This window comes from Bacillus sp. CGMCC 1.16541 (genome assembly GCF_003184905.1).
Classification (GTDB): Bacteria; Bacillota; Bacilli; order Bacillales; family Bacillaceae_H; genus Priestia.
Genome location: NZ_QFRU01000001.1, coordinates 69045 through 86296 on the forward strand (window position 1 = coordinate 69045; position 17252 = coordinate 86296).

Here is a 17252-nt window from a genome sequence, read left to right on the forward strand (position 1 = left end):
TTACATAGTTGTCTGAACGTGATTAGGCCAAAGCCTACGCATGGTTCATCATATGCATTTTTTTGATAGGCGTGCTTTTTCACATCGCAGGTCGTTTACACGCGTTTTCGAATAACTCTAGCTGGCACACCGTATACAACGCTATCATCTGGAATGTCACTCACCACAACAGAGCCAGCTCCAATGATGCACCTTCGACCAATATGTACATTGGGTCTAACGTTTACACCCGTTCCTAGCTCTGTTTTCTCTCCTACTGATACCCCACCGGCAAGATGAGATCCTGGTCCGATGTTTACATAATTGCCGATGATACAATCATGATCAATGGTCGCAGCCGTATTAATAATGGTTCCTTGTCCGATTGTTGCACATGCGTTAATTATGACTCCGACATGAATGAACGAACCTTCTCCTATGGTCGCAGTAGGACTGACAATCGCTTGTTGATGAATAATGGGAGGCGTCACTTTCTCATCGTCTTGTAATTCGATGAGCTTTGCTTCTCGGACATCAATGTGACCGATTGCAACGTGCCACAAATCAATCCCTGATTCGTACTGCTTCATCACCTCGATTGTGTCATGTAATGTAAGATACGATGAAAAAAATGGGTGTGTAGGTCGTGATGAGGAAAAGAAAACAAAAGAAGCACCAAGGGTATTCGTTTGAATCGTTTCCACCACGACTTTACTATGCCCACCGGTTCCAATCACTCCCCACTTCATCGCTGATTTAATTCCTCAATAATTGTTAGTAATTCACTTTGACTAATCGTATCCACATAATCGGAACGGTAATTAGTTAAGCTTGTTTTCAGAAACGTCGAAGAAGACAGATCATGTTTAGAAATGACATACAATTCATCTGTTTCATATAGATTTTCAAGTTCAAAATCAAATGCTAATTCTTCGTATAACTTTTCGCCTGGACGAGCACCGATGACTTGGATTTCTGGTTTTTTCAAGTCATGTTTTTTCGCATATTCAATAAGCGCATCCACTAATTCGGTTAATTTCAACGCCTTCATTTTTAAAATGTATGTTTCTTCTCCTTCTGTGTAATAGGCCGCTTTAATCGTTAACTGCACCGCTTCTTCAGTCGACATAAAAAAGCGCGTCATGTTTAAATCTGTAATTGTGAGCGGCTTCCCTTTTAACATTTGTTCAAAAAAAAGAGGGATAACCGATCCACGTGATCCAAGTACATTCCCGAATCGAACCGAACAAAATTTTGTTTTGTTATTGTTTAACTTGACGTTCGCTTGTTTAAATAACTTCTCGGTTAAAAGCTTTGTCGCCCCCATTGTATTAACAGGATTAACTGCTTTATCGGTGCTAATATTGATGACTTTTTTCACATTGTTTTTAATCGCAGCTTCAATGACATTTAGACTGCCTAATACATTTGTTTTAATTGCTTCATCTGGATTCTCTTCACACGTTGGTACTTGTTTTAACGCCGCCGTATGAAAAATATAATCAACTTCTCTCGTTACATACTCCACTCGTCGATAATCACGAATGTCACCTATTAAGTAATAAATATTATGAAACTTTTTAAAAGCTTGCTTCATTAAATACTGCTTACTATCATCTTTGCTGAAAACAATGATTTTCTTCGGAGAATAGTTCACTAGCTCTTGAACAATTTTACTGCCAATTGAGCCAGTGCCACCTGTTACCAAGATCACTTTATCTTGATAAAACTTGACAAGCTCCGCGTCCATTTTCGCGTTCATAAAAAGCCCCCTAATTCATAAATTCAAAGCAATCTCTTGTACCATCATATGTTTGAGCTTTTAAATGGCTTTAGTTCATTTCCCCATTTCTAGATGAATTTAATGATTAAAGTCTAGCTTAGGAAGAACGACCATAACGTTTATTACTAATAGCAACGGCCCGGCTGTGAATTAATTGCGTGATTATACTTCTATTTACAACCAATCCAATAAAAAAAACCTTATGATGAACACCTATTTCATGTAGGTATTCATCATAAGGCTTACTTCATCGTTTATTCATTAGTACTATCGATGTTTCGTTTAGGAATGATGAAAGTGAAGCTGTAGCCCTTTCGCCAGTAAGTGAAATATCGTAATGGCAACGAGTAAAAAGCAAAGTGAAATGAATGATAAATTACTTTTATAACGAACGAATAATGCCACCTTCCACGCGTTGTGATGCACCATTAATCGCAGACGCTTTGTCCGACGATAAGAAAACAATTGTGCTCGCAACTTCTTCTACTGTCGCAAATCGTTGAATGAGTGACGTTGGTTCGTTTACTTTAAAATAGTCGCTTGTAAACGTATCAAGGTCTTTTCCTTCTGCTTCTGCAGCACCCTTCATGTAGTTTTCTACACCTTCTGTCCACGTTGGGCCTGGTAAAACAGAATTAACCGTTACCTTTGTTCCTTTTGTTAATTCGGCTAATCCACGTGATAAACTAATGAGTGCTGTCTTTGTTACTGAATATGGAATCATTTGCGGAAGTGGTTTCACACCCGCTTCACTCGCTAAATTCAGTAACCGCCCACTATTACGTGCAATCATTTTTGGTAAGAAGTGGCGAGATAAACGCACAGCCGTCATGACGTTTACTTGGAAATACTCCATCCATTCATCGTCAGTTACCTCTTCAAATGCTTTCACTTCAAAGAATGCTAAATTGTTAATGAGCACATCGAGCTCACCAATCGCATCTACTTTCTCCACAAATGCACGACTTTCATCTGCATTTGCTAAATTAGCCACGATGCCGTGAACCGTTCCAAAAACTGAAAGTTCGTCTACGACCTTTTCAACACGCTCTTTTGTACGACCATTTACAATGACAATCGCTCCTTCTTGTAAAAAGGTTTTCGCTACTTCTTTTCCAATCCCGCCTGTTGATCCTGTTACTAAAACTAATTTATTTTGTAAGTTCATTTCCATGTTGTTTCATTCCTTTTTAAACAAATTATGAACAAAGTATAGCGTACTTTCTTTAGAATAATCGAGTTTTAAGCTTACTATACGAACGACGGAAACCGTTAACCTAAAACCAAGCGGCTACCGTTCAAAAAAGCAACCAGAAATTCTGATTGCTTTCATAAACTTATTCAATTCCACGATTCATCCCGTAGTACTCTAAATCATATGACACAGATCCATGTGCAAATAACTTAATGGCTGCTTTTGAATCTTTTTGTGGAAACACGCGCGATGTAAAGACAGTGCGCCCTCCATTTACATACACTTCGACAATGCTTTTATCTACAAATACACGTACATCGACTGATTCTGTCGATGTCCATGCCTCTGAACGAACCGTTCCGTACTCTGTGGCATATTGAATCTTCATTCCTTCACGGTCAAGACGAACTTCTTGTTTTAACGTATCAAACGTTAATGTGACGGATTCTTCTTTGCTTGAAAACAATTCAAGTCCAAACTCATTTGCGTTCACATCTTTAAATGTTAGATCCAGTTCATACGCATTATTCGTTGCTTCATCAATATACGTCGTTTCACTTTCAAGGTTTCCTCGGAAGTTTGCCGCTGCATCACGAAGCTTTTTCAGCTCATCCACTGGCTTTTGAATGAGTTCATTTCCTTCTAATGAAAGCTCACGAGGCAACGTTAACGCGTGTGCCCATTGATGCTCGTCTGACGGATACGTGACATCTGGATTCCCAATCCATGAAAACATTAAACGGCGACCGTGCTCATCTTCAAATGTTTGCGGTGCGTAAAAATCAAATCCTTTATCAATTTCACGGTAATACTCCATGTTAAACGTTAACGTATCTAAATCGAATGTGCCTACCGCATAAATGACATTGTAAATGTTATGATAGTTATGCTCTTCTGCTTGAATGCCTTGAGGTGAGAACACAAACACATCTTTTCCATTTAATTTAAAATAATCAGGACATTCCCACATATAACCGAAGTTTTGTAGTTCAGTTTTCACTTCACCTTTAAATGTCCAATTTAACGCATCAGGTGATTCATATACAATTAATGTTCCTGTTTCGTTTTCACGCTGTGCACCAAGTAACATATAGTACGTATCATTTTCTTTCCATACTTTCGGGTCGCGAACGTGACCTGTATACCCTTCTGGAACACCCCGAACAGCTGGATTTCCTTCATACTTCTCGACAATGCCACTTTTATCTAAAAATGCCACACATTGATTCGCTGTACGTGAACCATCTTCATACTTTACATTTCCTGTATAAAATAATAGAGCTTGATCTTCTTTTGCAATTGCGCCTCCGGAATACGCTCCATGTGACTCATATTCTTCAGTCGGTGTGATCGCAACCGGTAGTCGCTCCCAATTCACTAAATCCTTCGATTTCACATGAGCCCAATGCTTCATTCCATGAATCGGACCATACGGATACCATTGATAAAACACATGGTATTCCCCATTAAAATGAACGAGTCCATTCGGGTCATTCATTAAACCGTATTGTGGATAAATGTGATAAGTCGGCTGCCAATCATCTTTTTTGGCGATTTCTTTTAATTTCTCTAATTCGCCTGACTTCGCTTCTAAAATCGTTCGATATTTTGATTCAGACATAATATGTATCCCTCCAACATGTTTCCAACAAAAAAAGGGAACCATTAACCCTTTACGATTAATCTTTCCCCTTTATCTATCATATAAAACTTTCGTACAAATTGCCATGAACATGGATAACAAATTTCTTTTATCACAAAATAATACAATCATCGCATTTTAGGAGAATCACATGAAACAACTTATTTTATGGTCACTCCTTCTCATTCCGTGGCTTTTCGTTCTTCCGTTAAACATACACAGAGTGAAGCGTTTCGTTCCTGTCGGTTTGTTTTCAACGGTACTTATTACAATTGTATATCAACTCGGTGAAAAGTACGAATGGTGGGTACTCAAAGAAAATGTATTCTTTTTAACGAACATGACGCCTTCTACATATGGACTATTTATCGTTATGACCATTCTTGTTTTTTATTTTACGTACTCAAGCTTTTGGCTTTATGTAGTCGCTAATCTCATTCTTGATTTTTTACAAGTTGTAGTGCTCGGCAAATTTTTAGCATCGGTTAACTTATATGCTCTAAAATCTATGCCAGCATATGGCGTATTTTGCATCGCTATGTCAATCGCTCTCATTAATTACGCATTTCAAAAGTGGCTTGACCCTGCATTTGATCATACCCGATCCTAATTTTTAACAAGTGCCTTCATTCGGCACTTTTTTCTTTTTGTGCTGAAAACCCGTAAAGTCGTCGAAACTCTGTTTTCTTTCGCATAACATTTACACTTCTTTTTCTACATGTTTCGTACACTTCTGCTCTTTTCCAACAAAAATAGATACAAAAACCTCTCTCTAACGTCAAAAGAAGACGAAAAATATTCAGAATATTCAATTACAAAAAGAAGGTTTTTCAATGATGAAGTCGAATATTACTTCTTAAGAAAGTATCACCTATTTCTTTACATATTTAAAAGGGAGGAATCAATCATGTCAGAACAAAATCAATCAATGAAAAAAGAAGAAAACAAAGAGGTTGTAAGTGGAAAAAGTTTATTAGTTGGAACACTTGTAGGGAGTGTCCTTGGTGCTACAACAGCTTTACTTGTTGCTCCAAAATCAGGAAAAGAACTTCGTGCTGATATTCAAAAGCAATCAAGTCAAGCGATTGAGAAAACAAGTCAAGTGAAAGAAACAGTTGTCGAGAAAAGCCAAGAGCTTGCTTCAACGGCAAAGCAGCGAACAGCTCGTATCCAAGAATACGTATCCGTTCAATCGAACCAAGTAATAGATAAAGTAAAAGGCCTTCGCAAACCAACACTAGAAGAAGCAGAAGCACAGCTTGACGACCAAGAAGTACAAGAAACAGAAGAAGTGGTAGAAGAAGCACAACAGGATGAGTCACTGCTAGAAAGTGCAGCTTCGCTTGAAGAAGAACCACTGGTAGAAGAAGAGAAAAAAGAAGAAAACTAAAAAAGCAAGAAGCTGGGACATAAGTGTTTCAGTTGATAAGATACCCGAATTATTTCAAGCTATACACTCTTGATAGTTCGGGTATTTTTGTTGATTAAAAAACAAGTTTAAAAGAATAGTGGAATGAAGCGTAGGACACTCGACTCCTGCGGGAAATAGAGGAAAGCGAATGGCTGGAGCGTAATGGAACGAACTTGTTGTTATAACCTAACGATTATAGAAACGTCTACGATTGTTTTACCGTCGCTTGCTCAATCACAAAATCACGAAATTGTTTCACAACAGGAGGCATATAACGGTTTTCTGTCCACGTCATCCCGATCACACGACTAAAATGTTCTCCCCTCACTTTCAACTTACACACTTGTTCATGGATGCGATCTTGATCAGGAATAATAGCAACACCAAGCCCTGCAGATACTAAGCCAACAACTGTCCCTACCTCTTGCGCTTCAAACAGCACATTTGGTGTAAAGCCTGCTTGCTCACAAAGTGCTCGGGTAATGCCATTTAAGCCGAGTCCTTGTTGAAAACCAATGAAGGGCTCGGTTGTAATATCGTGCAAATCAATGATTTTTTCGGTTGCTAAGTGATGATGAGGCGGAACAATCACACATAGTTCTTCTCGTTTTAGCGGTGTAAACATGAAGGACTTATCCTCTGGCGGAGACGCGATACATAAGTCAATCTCCCCCAATTGTAACTGCTCCCATAAAACACTGGCTGCGTTCTGCACGAGCTGAAACTGCACATTGGGATGCTGCTGTCGATAAGCCCCCACTAAATCAGGAATAAGCTTTACTCCAAACGTATGTAAAAAAGCCAGTGAAATCGTCCCTTCTTCCGAGCTTGTTACTTGTTTTAACTCCTGTTTTCCCTCTTCAATCAGTTGAAGTGCCCTGTCTACCTTTTGTAAAAACAAAGCACCGTATTGATTTAACTTTAATGACCGACCTTGCCGATCAAACAATGGCACTCCTAACTCTTTTTCGAGGCGTGCGAGTGATCGACTTAATGTTGGTTGTGAAATGTAAAGAGCTTCTGCTGCACGTGTCATATGTTGAATGCGTGCAATCGTCTGAAAATAGTGCAGTTGCTGCCATTCCATTCTTATTCCCCCATTCATTACCTATATGCATGAATTTTATGATTATTATGAATTGGATGTCATCAATTATTCACTATACACTAAATGGTAAATCATTGTAAACGAAAGAAGGTTCGTTCTTTGCATACTCAATCGTTCAAAAAAGCAGCGTTTGCTCTGTTTATAGGTAGTTTTGTCAGTTTTATGATTCTATACATTCCACAAACCCTTATTCCTGTCTTTTCCTCAGCATTTGAGATTAATCCAGGGACAGCAAGTTTGTCTTTATCACTCACTTCCGCTACATTGGCAATTAGCTTACTTTTTGCCCCTCTTGTTGCAACTAAACTAGGTAAAAAACGACTCATGATTGCTTCATTAATGACGTCATCATTGCTTTGTATTCTTTCATCTTTGAGTCCAAATTTTATCTTCTTCCTTATCACAAGAACGCTACTAGGAATCTCACTCGCTGGATTTCCGAGTATCGCAATGACTTACATTAGTGAAGAATTTCCTACGAAACAAGTTGGCACAGCAATGGGACTCTATGTAAGTGGTACAACCGTTGGAGGGCTAACAGGTCGTGTACTTACTGGTGTATTAACAGATATCGTCTCTTGGCATGTTACAACCTTCATTATTGGCCTGCTTAGTATTTTTCTTAGCATGTTGTTTTGGCGTTACTTACCGAAAGAAACAACTAACTCGACTAAAACGTACTCATTGCCATCTTTTTTTAATACCTTATTTACTCCTTTCAAACGAAAAGAGCTACGCGCATTGTATGTTTTATCGTTTCTATTAATGGGAAGTTTCGTGACCACCTATAACTATATTGGCTATCTTTTAGGAGCATCTCCTTATTTTCTTAGTCAAACCGCCCTTGGATTTTTATTTCTTATTTATTTTGTGGGCACATTTAGTTCAACATATGCTGGAACGATTGCTAATTCAATCGGCCCACGCAAAGTTCTATTAATTTGTATGTTACTAATGATAGGAGGACTTTTCTTAACGACCAGCTCCTCTCTCATTCTCATCATCATCGCACTCGGAACTTTAACGTTCGGTTTCTTCGGAAGCCATTCGATTGCGAGCCGGTTAGTTGGTGATTATGCTATAAGTGAGAAAGCTCAAGCCTCTTCTCTCTACCTCTTATTCTATTATCTTGGTGCAAGTATCATTGGAACGAGTGGAGGATTTGTTTTAACTCACCATGGATGGATGAGTCTTGTTTTTACTCTCTCGATTTTTATTGCCATTGCATTTAGTGCGATCTTCCTTTTTACAAAAGAAGTATCACTTGTGCCTCATAAAAACCAAGCATAATCACAATCTGAAATGTCCGTCAACAAAGTTAAATAGAAAAGTTAAATAGAATGGGTGCATAATTTCTTGCCCCTTTATCTATTGATAGTATTAAAGTTCTGAAGCAAGTGCTGATTCAAGCTGAGACAAACAGGAGTGCTCTTTCCCTTGTTTGTCTCAGCTTTTTTATGTCTATCATAAGCTGTTGTCCATAGATGACAACACTACTAGAGAGACAAACATACATATTAGCAAAATTAAGGCTATCATCTAGTTACAAATTAGCATGGATGAATATAAATATAAGTAATCGGACATGTAGTGATACTTGACTAAATGACCGAAAAAAAAAAGGAGTGTTAGAATGGGTTTTGAGATGAGCATCACGTTTCTTATATTCTTTCTCACCATGATTGCTATCTTTTGGCGACCCGGAGGGCTGAATGAAGCTTGGCCTGCATCCATTGGAGCAGCTGTTATTCTTCTATTAGGGATTGTATCGTTAGAAGATGTGTTAGATATAGTAAACAAAGTAAGCGGTGCATCCATTACAATTATGGCGACCATTGTCATGGCAGTTATATTAGAAAGCTTCGGATTCTTTCATTGGGCAGCTGCTCGCCTTACTCGTTTATCAAAAGGATCAGGCTATCGACTATATTGGTACGTTCAATTGCTTTGTTTCTTAATGACCTTACTATTTAACAACGATGGGAGTATTTTAATTACAACTCCAATCTTAATTTTACTTCTACGCAATCTTCGCTTAAAGCCGCACCAACAAATCGCGTACTTATTGAGTGGCGCACTCATCGCTACAGCCTCAAGTGCTCCAATCGGTGTTAGTAATGTTGTAAATTTAATTGCTTTAAACATTGTTGATATGTCTCTTTATATGCATACAGCCATGATGTTTGTACCATCTACGTTAGGATTGCTCTTTATGTCTTGGCTCATGTTTCAAGTGTTAAAAAAGAAACTACCGAAAAAACTACCTACTTCTTATCGTGATATTGAAGAACATTTTTTCACCAAACACTTCCACCCTCTAAAAGGATCTCAATCGACCGAAACAAAAAAGAAGCGTACTAAGTTTATGATGAAAATCTTGTTATTTGTCTTCATTATGCGGTGCTTACTATTCGTTGCTTCTTACTTCGCATTTCCGATTGAAATTGTAGCCGTCGTGGGTTCTTTATCGCTACTTATATGGAGATGGTATCATTTACGTACAAACCCGATTGATATTTTAAAGAAAACACCATGGCATATTCTTGTTTTCGCTTTCTCTATGTACGTAATTATTTATGGGCTTCACAATGCTGGTTTAACGAATATACTTGTACAAGTTGCTCAACCGATTGTCGATCAAGGATTACTTTATGCAACCTTTATGATGGGCGGATTAGTATCTGTTCTATCAAATCTCTTTAATAATCATCCTGCACTGATGGTTGGAACCATCACATTAACCGAGATGAACTTAGACCCGATTACGTTAAAAACGATTTACTTAGCTAACATTATTGGAAGTGATATGGGGTCACTGTTATTACCGATTGGAACACTTGCTTCTCTTATTTGGATGCATATCTTACGAAAAAATGGGATCAAAGTAAAATGGAAAGATTATTTAAAAGTGTCCTTCCTCGTCATTCCACTAACAACGATTGTAACCTTATTCTTACTTTACTACTGGGTTCAGCTTATTTTTGGATAAGACGTAAAAAAGAACTGCGCAATAAAATAAGGCTGTTCCAAAAAGGCCATAGAACGCGCCTATTAGAATCAACCCTCAACATCCCTTGCCTGTCTATCCATTTGTTTCTGGATTTTTAGGATAGGGGATGTGTTGCATGTTCATCTTCTTTTTTTGTCCTACTAACGTATATGAAAGCTCGATTATGAGTTGAGTTAAACGGATGTCTTTTTTCTCGTTAATTTGAACGCTACAAACAAAATGATACAAACGATCAGAACAAGGCCAACAGGTCTCATATATTGAGAAACAATCGGTCCTACTTGTTCCCATTGTGGCCCTAGCTTGTACCCTAAATATACATAAATCGCCGTAACCGGTAGCATCGCAACAAACGTATAAACTGAAAATTGGACAACATTCATTTTCGCCATTCCACACGGAAGTGAGATAGCTGTTCGAACCCCTGGAATGAATCGCCCTAGAAAGGCAACACTTGGCCCATACTTTTCAAAGAAGCGATCAGACGCATCAATTTCTTTTTCACGCACTAAAAAATATTTTCCGTACTTCAAGACAAGCGGCCTTCCTCCATAACGTCCGAGTGCGTACAACGTTAAAGGACCACATACGCCCCCAACCGTACCCGCTAAAATGGCTAAATATAAATTCATATCTCCTTGATAAACCCAATAGCCAACTAACGGAAGTACAAGCTCTGCTGGCACAAATTCAAACGTTAGGGCTAACACCACACCAAAGTATGACAATTGCTTTAACGCTTCAACAAGCGAGAGCACTAATTCTTCAAGCAATTCTATTTCCTCCTTATCCGTTCTCGTCTAAAAAAGCGACAATACTAGTATTTTAGCTTTTTTCCTATCACAATTCTAGCTAATTCTTTTTCTTAATAACAAAAGCAAAGTCAAAGCTATGGAGATTGACAAAAAAGCAAAAAGAAAACCCACTGTCTACTTGACAGGGGGCAGTTCAGTGTAAACCAATGAGTTTTTGTCATACTTTATCATTAATCTATTACTACTTTTTTCGCACCTAAATAACGTTCGCTCCAATAACTTGAGTTTTTATCACTAATCGTGACACCTTTTGATGTGGACGTGTGAATAAATTTCCCTTCACCTAAATAAATACCTGCATGCGAAGCACCCGGTTTGTATGTCTCAAAATAAACAAGATCACCAACACTTGGTTCAGACACACTTTTTCCCGCATTGTACATTTGTTCGACCGTGCGCGGTAAATCCACACCTACACTATTTTTAAATACGTATTGTAAGAACCCGCTGCAATCAAATCCACTTGGTGATGTGCCACCCCATTTATATGGTGTGTCAATATGATTTTTTGCATCTGCAATTAGTTGATTTACATTGTAGCCAATCTCACTTTTAACATCTTTACTTGGAACGTTTAAGGCTTTATATGTATAGTGACCAACAATACCATCTGCTTTTAAGTTATTTGTTTTTTGAAAGTCTTTTACAGCTAAAACCGTATCATAATTAAAATAGTTAGAAACAGGCTGATCTAAATGACCTTTTTTCTTTAATAACTCTTTTAACTCTGTTACATCACTACTTTGCATACCTTGCTTTAATACATCGTCTCCCAATGCTGCTTGTCCGACATTCGGTGCTGCAAACATAGCCCCTGTCATCGCAAGCGTTGTAACAACCTTCTTCATCCAATTCCCTCCGATCTTTACATACGCTTAACACCATAACATTTACAAATAACAAAACGATAACAACAAAATAATAAAACCATCACAATTTCTTTACAGTGAGATTGCTAACTTTGAAGAAGGCCTGCTTTTTTATCTCTTTATCTCTCATATTCTGTATCAATACGTATTGCAAGTGAATACGAAAGTGAGTACAATTACCTAAGGGAGTATACTACGTTCGAATTTCAGTTCGATTTACTCATACACATGACATACTAAAAGGTGATAGAAAATGGGTTGGTTCAGTAAAAAGAGAGAAAGCAACATTGAAGTAGAAACAAACGAACAAATTGATGTGTATTTGAATGTAACGGATTCTGTTATTAAACAGCAAGTTCACATGATTTCTTTAACAACCGATGATTTACGTCGCGTTGCTATCTTAAAACCGATTGTAGTTGAACATAGTGATGAAATTGTTGAACACTTTTACAAAGTGATTGGAGACCAGAAAGAACTTATTAACATCATCAATAAACATAGTTCCGTTGATCGATTAAAACAAACGTTACGTCAACATATTATTGAACTATTCAATGGTCAAATCGACGAAACATTTCTAGTAAAACGTCAAAACATCGCAAAAATGCACGTTAAGATTGGACTTGAGCCTACTTGGTACTTATGTGCTTTTCAAAATTTATTAACAGCCTTTATTGAGCTGTTTTCAACTACTATTTCTTCAAAGGAAACATGTACAAAGGCTATTACAAGCGTGACGAAGTTATTGAGTCTTGAACAACAACTTGTTTTAGCAGCATATCATAATGAACACGAAATTATTCGTGAGTCTCTAAAGAAAGAAAATGAAGCGATTCAAGATAAAATCAGCTATACATCATCTATCCTTGCTTCTCTTTCAGATGAAACACATGCATTTGTAGGGAATATTCATGAACAAACCCAACAAGTTGTAAACTATGCAAATCAAAGTTCAGAACTTGCTGAAACGGTGGAGAAAGAATCGACAGAAAGCAAACAAAAGCTCGATGATGAAAAGCAAATGATGAGTGATATTCAAACCAGTACGCTTCAAATTCAAGAAAAAATGAAAGGTCTTGAACACACGTCTCAACAAATTAACCAAATCGTGACGATTGTGACATCCATTGCAGAGCAAACGAATTTATTAGCACTAAACGCATCAATTGAGTCAGCTCGTGCAGGTGAGCACGGAAAAGGCTTCGCAGTGGTGGCACAAGAAGTTCGTAAATTAGCAGAAGAAACAAAAAGTTCAATCGCAAACATTTCAACCTTTATTTATGACATTCGTCAGCAAATTGATAGCATTTCAAAACTAACGAGTAAAGTGGCTTCATTAACAAATGACACGACTTCTCACATGTCTAACATGAATCGATTCTTTGATAATGTTTTAAAAATGACGACTCAAAATAAAGAACAAACAATGAAAACACAAGAAGAGCTTGAAGAAATATCGGTCGTTATTAACCAATTAACGGAGCGGATTGAACAAATTGCCGCATCATCAGATGATTTAAACACGTTGTCCAATGAAATGGAAGGTCACCGATTTCATTCATTCACAACTAAATCTTAAAAACACTTGTTTAAATTAGGCATTTTCCTCAATCACGCAACCTCCCGTCTACATATGATGTATGGACATTCAACAAAAGGAGGCTACAACACATGAGTACACCTGGTTACGGCGGATTTTCATTTATCGTTGTGTTGTTTATCTTATTAATCATCGTAGGTTGTTCTTGCTTCTATTAATACCCAAAACGGTCCTCAATCAGGACCGTTTTTTATATTTCCTACCTCACTCTCTTCAGCTCTTACTCTATCTCCAGTGGTAGGAACATTCCGTCTGTTTGGAGAATAGGAAACGTTCCACCTCCTTTTTACTACATGAACATTTTTCTCTTTCTTTTAACGGAATTTCCTACCTCACTCTCTTCAGCTCTTACTCTATCTCCAGTGGTAGGAACATTCCGTCTGTTTGGAGAAAAGGAAACGTTCCACCTCCTTTTTACTACATGAACATTTTTTCTCTCTTTTAACGGAATTTCCTACCTCACTCTATCCGAGCTTTACTCTATCTCCGGTGGTAGGAACATTCCGTCTGTTTGGAGAAAAGGAAACGTTCCACCTCCTTTTCTCCAAACAGATAAAGAAACCTCCCCTTGCTGCCAATGCAACAATCCGATAAGGAGGTTTCATCTAAAAGGAATAGTGATTGACGAGATAAGGGGGAAATCATCAATCGGCGGTTTGGACGCTCTAGGCATACTGTAAGACATGAGCACGGATACTGCGTGTAAGAGACTCTATCGAATCTCTTACTATACTATATGTAAATTGCTAGAGTTCGTCATGGACAAGCGTTGACACTAGTGCGGATTTTTTGTTCTTTTAGAAAATTGGGCAGAACCAAAAATCGTCACTTCCTCTACATGACCTCTGTTCTAAAACTCTTTGTAAGACTCATTCTCCGTAGATAAATGACCTTTTTGTTTAGTAGCCCCAACATGCATGAAAACAAATAAAAAAAGAAGATCATGCACGAGGCATCATCTTCTATTTCATGTCAATCAGTTTACATTAGTTGAAGCAAGCACAACCCACGATTACTAATAAAACGAATAACACGACAATCAAAGCATAATAATTGTGACCCATTTATTTTTCCCCCTTTCTCACTTCCTACTACTAACATATGAAGAATTGGACAAACGGTACAGGACAAGCGCCGAGGGCAAATGCGGATTTTTTAGCTCATTTTACTTTTTTCAAAAAAATTCGTTTTTTTTGAAACAAAAGACAGATGTCTTACGTCTTATCTAGTAGAAAAATATTGAAAGGGGGATACAATCTATGCGAAACAATAGGCTACCTGGAATTTTAGCATTTGCATTTTTCCTATTGATCGTATCGATGCTTGTTTTTTCGACGAATTATTAAAAGGTATCCTATAACCTACTCTATACCTTTTACATAGATACGGCTTTTTTCTTATTTTCCAGCGCTGTACACATTGATTACGACTCAACTGTCCAGCGCTTTCCCTTTATTTTCTTCGGCTTCTCTTCATTTCTCTTACCTCATTTTCATAAAAATGGCTAAAAAGGATTATTTTCCTATTTTTTATAATTTAATAGGATTTTGCAGAAATAAAAAGAATGCTATCCTTCGATGAAAAAAACGAAGGAGGATTTTATACATATGAAAAAAAGAACTGCACTTGTTTTAGGTACAGCAAACTTAGAACCTTGCTATCATACGCCGCAAGATACCATGGAACACATTAGCAAAGAACGAATCCAAGAAGCTGACGAATTAATTGGCATGACAATTTACCAGTTAGCTTCTAACAAATAAACTCAAGCAAGTAGATTTACATGCAACAACTCTTACCTCTCTATCTACTAGCATAACAGGATGCCAGGGTAAGGGCTGTTGCATGCCGAGGCAAAAGGGGTGCTTTTTACCTTTTGCCTCGGCACCTATTTACAATCACCTGCATGGACTTCCTTAAATGTTTCCGTCACATCAATATGCTCATGATTGCTAGAAACATTATTAGCAGTCAGAAAAGAAACAAATAAAACAAACCCGAAAATGGTTAGCGTACGCATCATTTTCTCATTTTTCATCTTCATTCCCCCCTACTTTTTTGTTCGCTTTTCATTCACCAAAACCCTTCTTCCATTATATGTATATCAAGTTTCGGTTATTTGAGGAATGATGTAAAAAGGACAAACCACTTTTTCTAGTCACCTTTCCTATTCAAAGCGGTCATAAAAAAGAGGCTGGGACATAAGTGTCTCAGCTGGCAATAAATCCGAACTATTTATAGTTGTACCCCTTTTATAGTTCGGGTATTTTTCGATCAAAAAACAAGTTTAAAAGAATAGTGGAATGGAGCGTAGGACACTCGACTCCTGCGGGAAATAGAGGAAAGGCTGAGACCCCACAGGAACAAGGAGGCTCAGGTTGATCCCCGCGGAAAGCGAGTGGCTGGAGCGAAATGGAACGAACTTGTTGCTGTAACATAACGATGACAGAAACGTTCTTGTTCGTTTTTCAGAAGGAATCATTTCGTTATGTCCCACTCTCTTTTCACACTTATCCTGTAAGTATATCTTCGCTTGGATAACGAATCGCTGAGCGCTGTGGCTTTGCAAGTGAGAACGCTAATGTAAGAGGCCCTATCTTTCCTAAAAACATAATAAAAATAATAATAAACCGTCCAAAATCAGATAAGTCAGCGGTTACTCCCATTGAAAGTCCAACCGTACCAAACGCCGAAATCACCTCAAAAACCAATGGAAGAAACGGCATTCGTTCAGACTCCGATATGTTTAAAACAAAGATTGCGGAAAAAACAAACAACACACCCATTGTTGAAATAGCTAAGGCACGGAAGACAAACGATACATCAATTCGACGTCTTAAAATAGTTAAATCTTCCCTTCCTCGTAAAAAGGCAACGACCGCTAACAGAATAATGATGAAAGTTGTTAATTTAATTCCTCCACCTGTTGAAGCACTTCCTGCTCCAACAAACATTAATAACAACATAAGGAAGATTGTCGATTCATCCATACTGCCAATATCAATCGTATTAAATCCTGCTGTCCTTGTTGTAACCGCTTGAAAATAAGCAGCCCACAATTTGTCACTCCAATTTAATGCACCTAACGTTTTAGGATTGGCATACTCCAAAAAGAAAATAAATATCATGGATACTGCATTCATGACAACTGTTCCAATAAGCATCATCTTTGAGTGCAAGCTAAGTTTTTTATAAGAACGCTTTTGCCACACATCAACTAAAACAGTAAATCCAATTCCGCCAATGATAAACAAGAATGAAATGGTTAAATTCACAAGCGGATCACCAACATATTGTGTCAAACTGTCTGACCAAAGTGCCAACCCTGCATTGTTAAACGCCGAGACGGAATGGAACAGACTGTAATAAAGTCCTTTCCCCCATCCATACTCGGGTACCCAGCGAAATGCTAGAAGCACCATGGCCATCCCTTCAATTACAAACGAAAAGATAAACAGATGCTTCACTAATCGTATCACTCCGCCAATGTTCGTTTGATTTAACGATTGCTGAATCACAAGGCGTTGTTTAAATCCAATTTTCTTTCCGAGTAAAATAAAAATCAGGACCGCAAAGGACATAATCCCTAACCCACCTAGCTGAATTAAACACATTAAAACGAGTTGCCCAAACACCGTAAACTCCGTTCCAGGATCCATAACCGCTAATCCTGTCACCGTCATTGCAGACGTTGCCATAAACATGGCATCAATCCATTTAATCGAATGCGTTGTTGAAAAGGGAAGCTTCAATAAAACAGCACCGGCAACGATACACACACCAAATATTGCGACAAGAAGTTGTGGTGGACTTAAGTGGACGGACTTCATTTTCATG

General features: G+C 37.9%; 17 protein-coding genes and 1 pseudogene. 8 read left to right on the forward strand and 10 right to left on the reverse strand.

What is annotated here, in order from left to right; genetic code table 11:
• Positions 1 to 95: 95 nt before the first annotated feature.
• The 4 genes from DIS06_RS04845 to DIS06_RS04860 form a co-directional block, all read right to left on the reverse strand.
• Complete coding sequence (locus DIS06_RS04845) at positions 96 to 728, reverse strand: acetyltransferase (RefSeq protein WP_110112112.1); 633 nt, start codon at positions 726 to 728, stop codon at positions 96 to 98.
• Complete coding sequence (locus DIS06_RS04850) at positions 725 to 1741, reverse strand: SDR family NAD(P)-dependent oxidoreductase (protein ID WP_110112113.1); 1017 nt, start codon at positions 1739 to 1741, stop codon at positions 725 to 727. The genes DIS06_RS04845 and DIS06_RS04850 overlap by 4 nt, the downstream gene beginning before the upstream one ends.
• 403 nt (positions 1742 to 2144) lie before the next feature.
• Positions 2145 to 2936, reverse strand: a complete 792-nt coding sequence (locus DIS06_RS04855; protein WP_110112114.1) for an SDR family NAD(P)-dependent oxidoreductase — start codon at positions 2934 to 2936, stop codon at positions 2145 to 2147.
• 163 nt (positions 2937 to 3099) lie between these two features.
• Entirely contained in the window at positions 3100 to 4578 is a 1479-nt protein-coding gene (locus DIS06_RS04860) for a glycoside hydrolase family 32 protein (protein WP_110112115.1), read from the reverse strand.
• A gap of 172 nt (positions 4579 to 4750) precedes the next feature.
• Here DIS06_RS04860 and DIS06_RS04865 point away from each other — a divergent pair, with 172 nt between their 5' ends.
• Both DIS06_RS04865 and DIS06_RS04870 read left to right on the forward strand, forming a co-directional pair.
• The gene (locus DIS06_RS04865) at positions 4751 to 5209 is read left to right on the forward strand and encodes a hypothetical protein (protein ID WP_110112116.1); all 459 of its coding nucleotides are present in this window, start codon (positions 4751 to 4753) and stop codon (positions 5207 to 5209) included.
• Positions 5210 to 5506: 297 nt separating this feature from the next.
• Positions 5507 to 5989, forward strand: a complete 483-nt coding sequence (locus DIS06_RS04870) for a YtxH domain-containing protein (protein ID WP_110112117.1) — start codon at positions 5507 to 5509, stop codon at positions 5987 to 5989.
• A 226-nt stretch (positions 5990 to 6215) separates the two neighbouring features.
• Here DIS06_RS04870 and DIS06_RS04875 read toward each other — a convergent pair whose 3' ends face one another.
• The gene (locus DIS06_RS04875) at positions 6216 to 7097 is read right to left on the reverse strand and encodes a LysR family transcriptional regulator (protein WP_239421881.1); all 882 of its coding nucleotides are present in this window, start codon (positions 7095 to 7097) and stop codon (positions 6216 to 6218) included.
• Between the two features lie 120 nt (positions 7098 to 7217).
• Between DIS06_RS04875 and DIS06_RS04880 the strand changes: the two genes are divergently transcribed.
• Both DIS06_RS04880 and DIS06_RS04885 read left to right on the forward strand, forming a co-directional pair.
• Complete coding sequence (locus tag DIS06_RS04880; protein ID WP_162595881.1) at positions 7218 to 8408, forward strand: MFS transporter; 1191 nt, start codon at positions 7218 to 7220, stop codon at positions 8406 to 8408.
• A gap of 343 nt (positions 8409 to 8751) precedes the next feature.
• The gene (locus tag DIS06_RS04885) at positions 8752 to 10107 is read left to right on the forward strand and encodes an arsenic transporter (protein ID WP_110112120.1); all 1356 of its coding nucleotides are present in this window, start codon (positions 8752 to 8754) and stop codon (positions 10105 to 10107) included.
• Between the two features lie 194 nt (positions 10108 to 10301).
• Here the strand turns inward: DIS06_RS04885 and DIS06_RS04890 are convergent, their stop codons facing one another.
• Together DIS06_RS04890 and DIS06_RS04895 are read right to left on the reverse strand one after the other, a co-directional pair.
• Positions 10302 to 10901 (reverse strand): DedA family protein, encoded by a 600-nt coding sequence (locus tag DIS06_RS04890; RefSeq protein ID WP_110112121.1) that lies wholly within the window; start codon positions 10899 to 10901, stop codon positions 10302 to 10304.
• Positions 10902 to 11113: 212 nt separating this feature from the next.
• Positions 11114 to 11791, reverse strand: coding sequence for a C40 family peptidase (locus DIS06_RS04895; protein WP_110112122.1), 678 nt, complete (start codon positions 11789 to 11791; stop codon positions 11114 to 11116).
• 274 nt (positions 11792 to 12065) lie between these two features.
• Between DIS06_RS04895 and DIS06_RS20900 the strand changes: the two are divergent.
• The 3 genes and pseudogenes from DIS06_RS20900 to DIS06_RS04905 all read left to right on the forward strand — a co-directional run.
• A pseudogene (locus DIS06_RS20900) lies at positions 12066 to 12599 on the forward strand (protoglobin domain-containing protein); the annotation flags it as partial.
• Positions 12600 to 12785: 186 nt separating this feature from the next.
• The gene (locus tag DIS06_RS20905) at positions 12786 to 13394 is read left to right on the forward strand and encodes a methyl-accepting chemotaxis protein (RefSeq protein WP_481746847.1); all 609 of its coding nucleotides are present in this window, start codon (positions 12786 to 12788) and stop codon (positions 13392 to 13394) included.
• Between the two features lie 92 nt (positions 13395 to 13486).
• Positions 13487 to 13573, forward strand: a complete 87-nt coding sequence (locus DIS06_RS04905; RefSeq protein WP_110112124.1) for a YjcZ family sporulation protein — start codon at positions 13487 to 13489, stop codon at positions 13571 to 13573.
• A gap of 828 nt (positions 13574 to 14401) precedes the next feature.
• On the opposite strand, the gene DIS06_RS04910 is transcribed toward DIS06_RS04905, so the two are convergent.
• On the reverse strand, positions 14402 to 14479 hold the full coding sequence (locus DIS06_RS04910; RefSeq protein ID WP_110112424.1) for a YjcZ family sporulation protein: 78 nt from the start codon (positions 14477 to 14479) through the stop codon (positions 14402 to 14404).
• 513 nt (positions 14480 to 14992) lie between these two features.
• On the opposite strand from DIS06_RS04910, the gene DIS06_RS04915 reads away from it, so the two are divergent.
• Positions 14993 to 15178, forward strand: coding sequence for a M28 family peptidase (locus DIS06_RS04915; RefSeq protein WP_110112125.1), 186 nt, complete (start codon positions 14993 to 14995; stop codon positions 15176 to 15178).
• Positions 15179 to 15303: 125 nt separating this feature from the next.
• Here DIS06_RS04915 and DIS06_RS20060 read toward each other — a convergent pair whose 3' ends face one another.
• The gene (locus DIS06_RS20060; protein ID WP_162595882.1) at positions 15304 to 15453 is read right to left on the reverse strand and encodes a hypothetical protein; all 150 of its coding nucleotides are present in this window, start codon (positions 15451 to 15453) and stop codon (positions 15304 to 15306) included.
• 472 nt (positions 15454 to 15925) lie between these two features.
• Positions 15926 to 17251, reverse strand: a complete 1326-nt coding sequence (locus DIS06_RS04920; protein WP_110112126.1) for a TrkH family potassium uptake protein — start codon at positions 17249 to 17251, stop codon at positions 15926 to 15928.
• Position 17252: the final 1 nt, after the last annotated feature.

Bases quoted from the DNA above. Each gene is read 5' to 3' on its own strand.
- DIS06_RS04845 (WP_110112112.1), bottom strand. From the start codon at position 728: ATGAAGTGGGGAGTGATTGGAACCGGTGGGCATAGTAAAGTCGTGGTG.
- DIS06_RS04850 (WP_110112113.1), bottom strand. From the start codon at position 1,741: ATGAACGCGAAAATGGACGCGGAGCTTGTCAAGTTTTATCAAGATAAA.
- DIS06_RS04855 (WP_110112114.1), bottom strand. From the start codon at position 2,936: ATGGAAATGAACTTACAAAATAAATTAGTTTTAGTAACAGGATCAACA.
- DIS06_RS04860 (WP_110112115.1), bottom strand. From the start codon at position 4,578: ATGTCTGAATCAAAATATCGAACGATTTTAGAAGCGAAGTCAGGCGAA.
- DIS06_RS04865 (WP_110112116.1), top strand. From the start codon at position 4,751: ATGAAACAACTTATTTTATGGTCACTCCTTCTCATTCCGTGGCTTTTC.
- DIS06_RS04870 (WP_110112117.1), top strand. From the start codon at position 5,507: ATGTCAGAACAAAATCAATCAATGAAAAAAGAAGAAAACAAAGAGGTT.
- DIS06_RS04875 (WP_239421881.1), bottom strand. From the start codon at position 7,097: ATGGAATGGCAGCAACTGCACTATTTTCAGACGATTGCACGCATTCAA.
- DIS06_RS04885 (WP_110112120.1), top strand. From the start codon at position 8,752: ATGGGTTTTGAGATGAGCATCACGTTTCTTATATTCTTTCTCACCATG.
- DIS06_RS04895 (WP_110112122.1), bottom strand. From the start codon at position 11,791: ATGAAGAAGGTTGTTACAACGCTTGCGATGACAGGGGCTATGTTTGCA.
- DIS06_RS04905 (WP_110112124.1), top strand. From the start codon at position 13,487: ATGAGTACACCTGGTTACGGCGGATTTTCATTTATCGTTGTGTTGTTT.
- DIS06_RS04910 (WP_110112424.1), bottom strand. From the start codon at position 14,479: ATGGGTCACAATTATTATGCTTTGATTGTCGTGTTATTCGTTTTATTA.
- DIS06_RS04915 (WP_110112125.1), top strand. From the start codon at position 14,993: ATGAAAAAAACGAAGGAGGATTTTATACATATGAAAAAAAGAACTGCA.
- DIS06_RS20060 (WP_162595882.1), bottom strand. From the start codon at position 15,453: ATGAAAAATGAGAAAATGATGCGTACGCTAACCATTTTCGGGTTTGTT.
- DIS06_RS04920 (WP_110112126.1), bottom strand. From the start codon at position 17,251: ATGAAAATGAAGTCCGTCCACTTAAGTCCACCACAACTTCTTGTCGCA.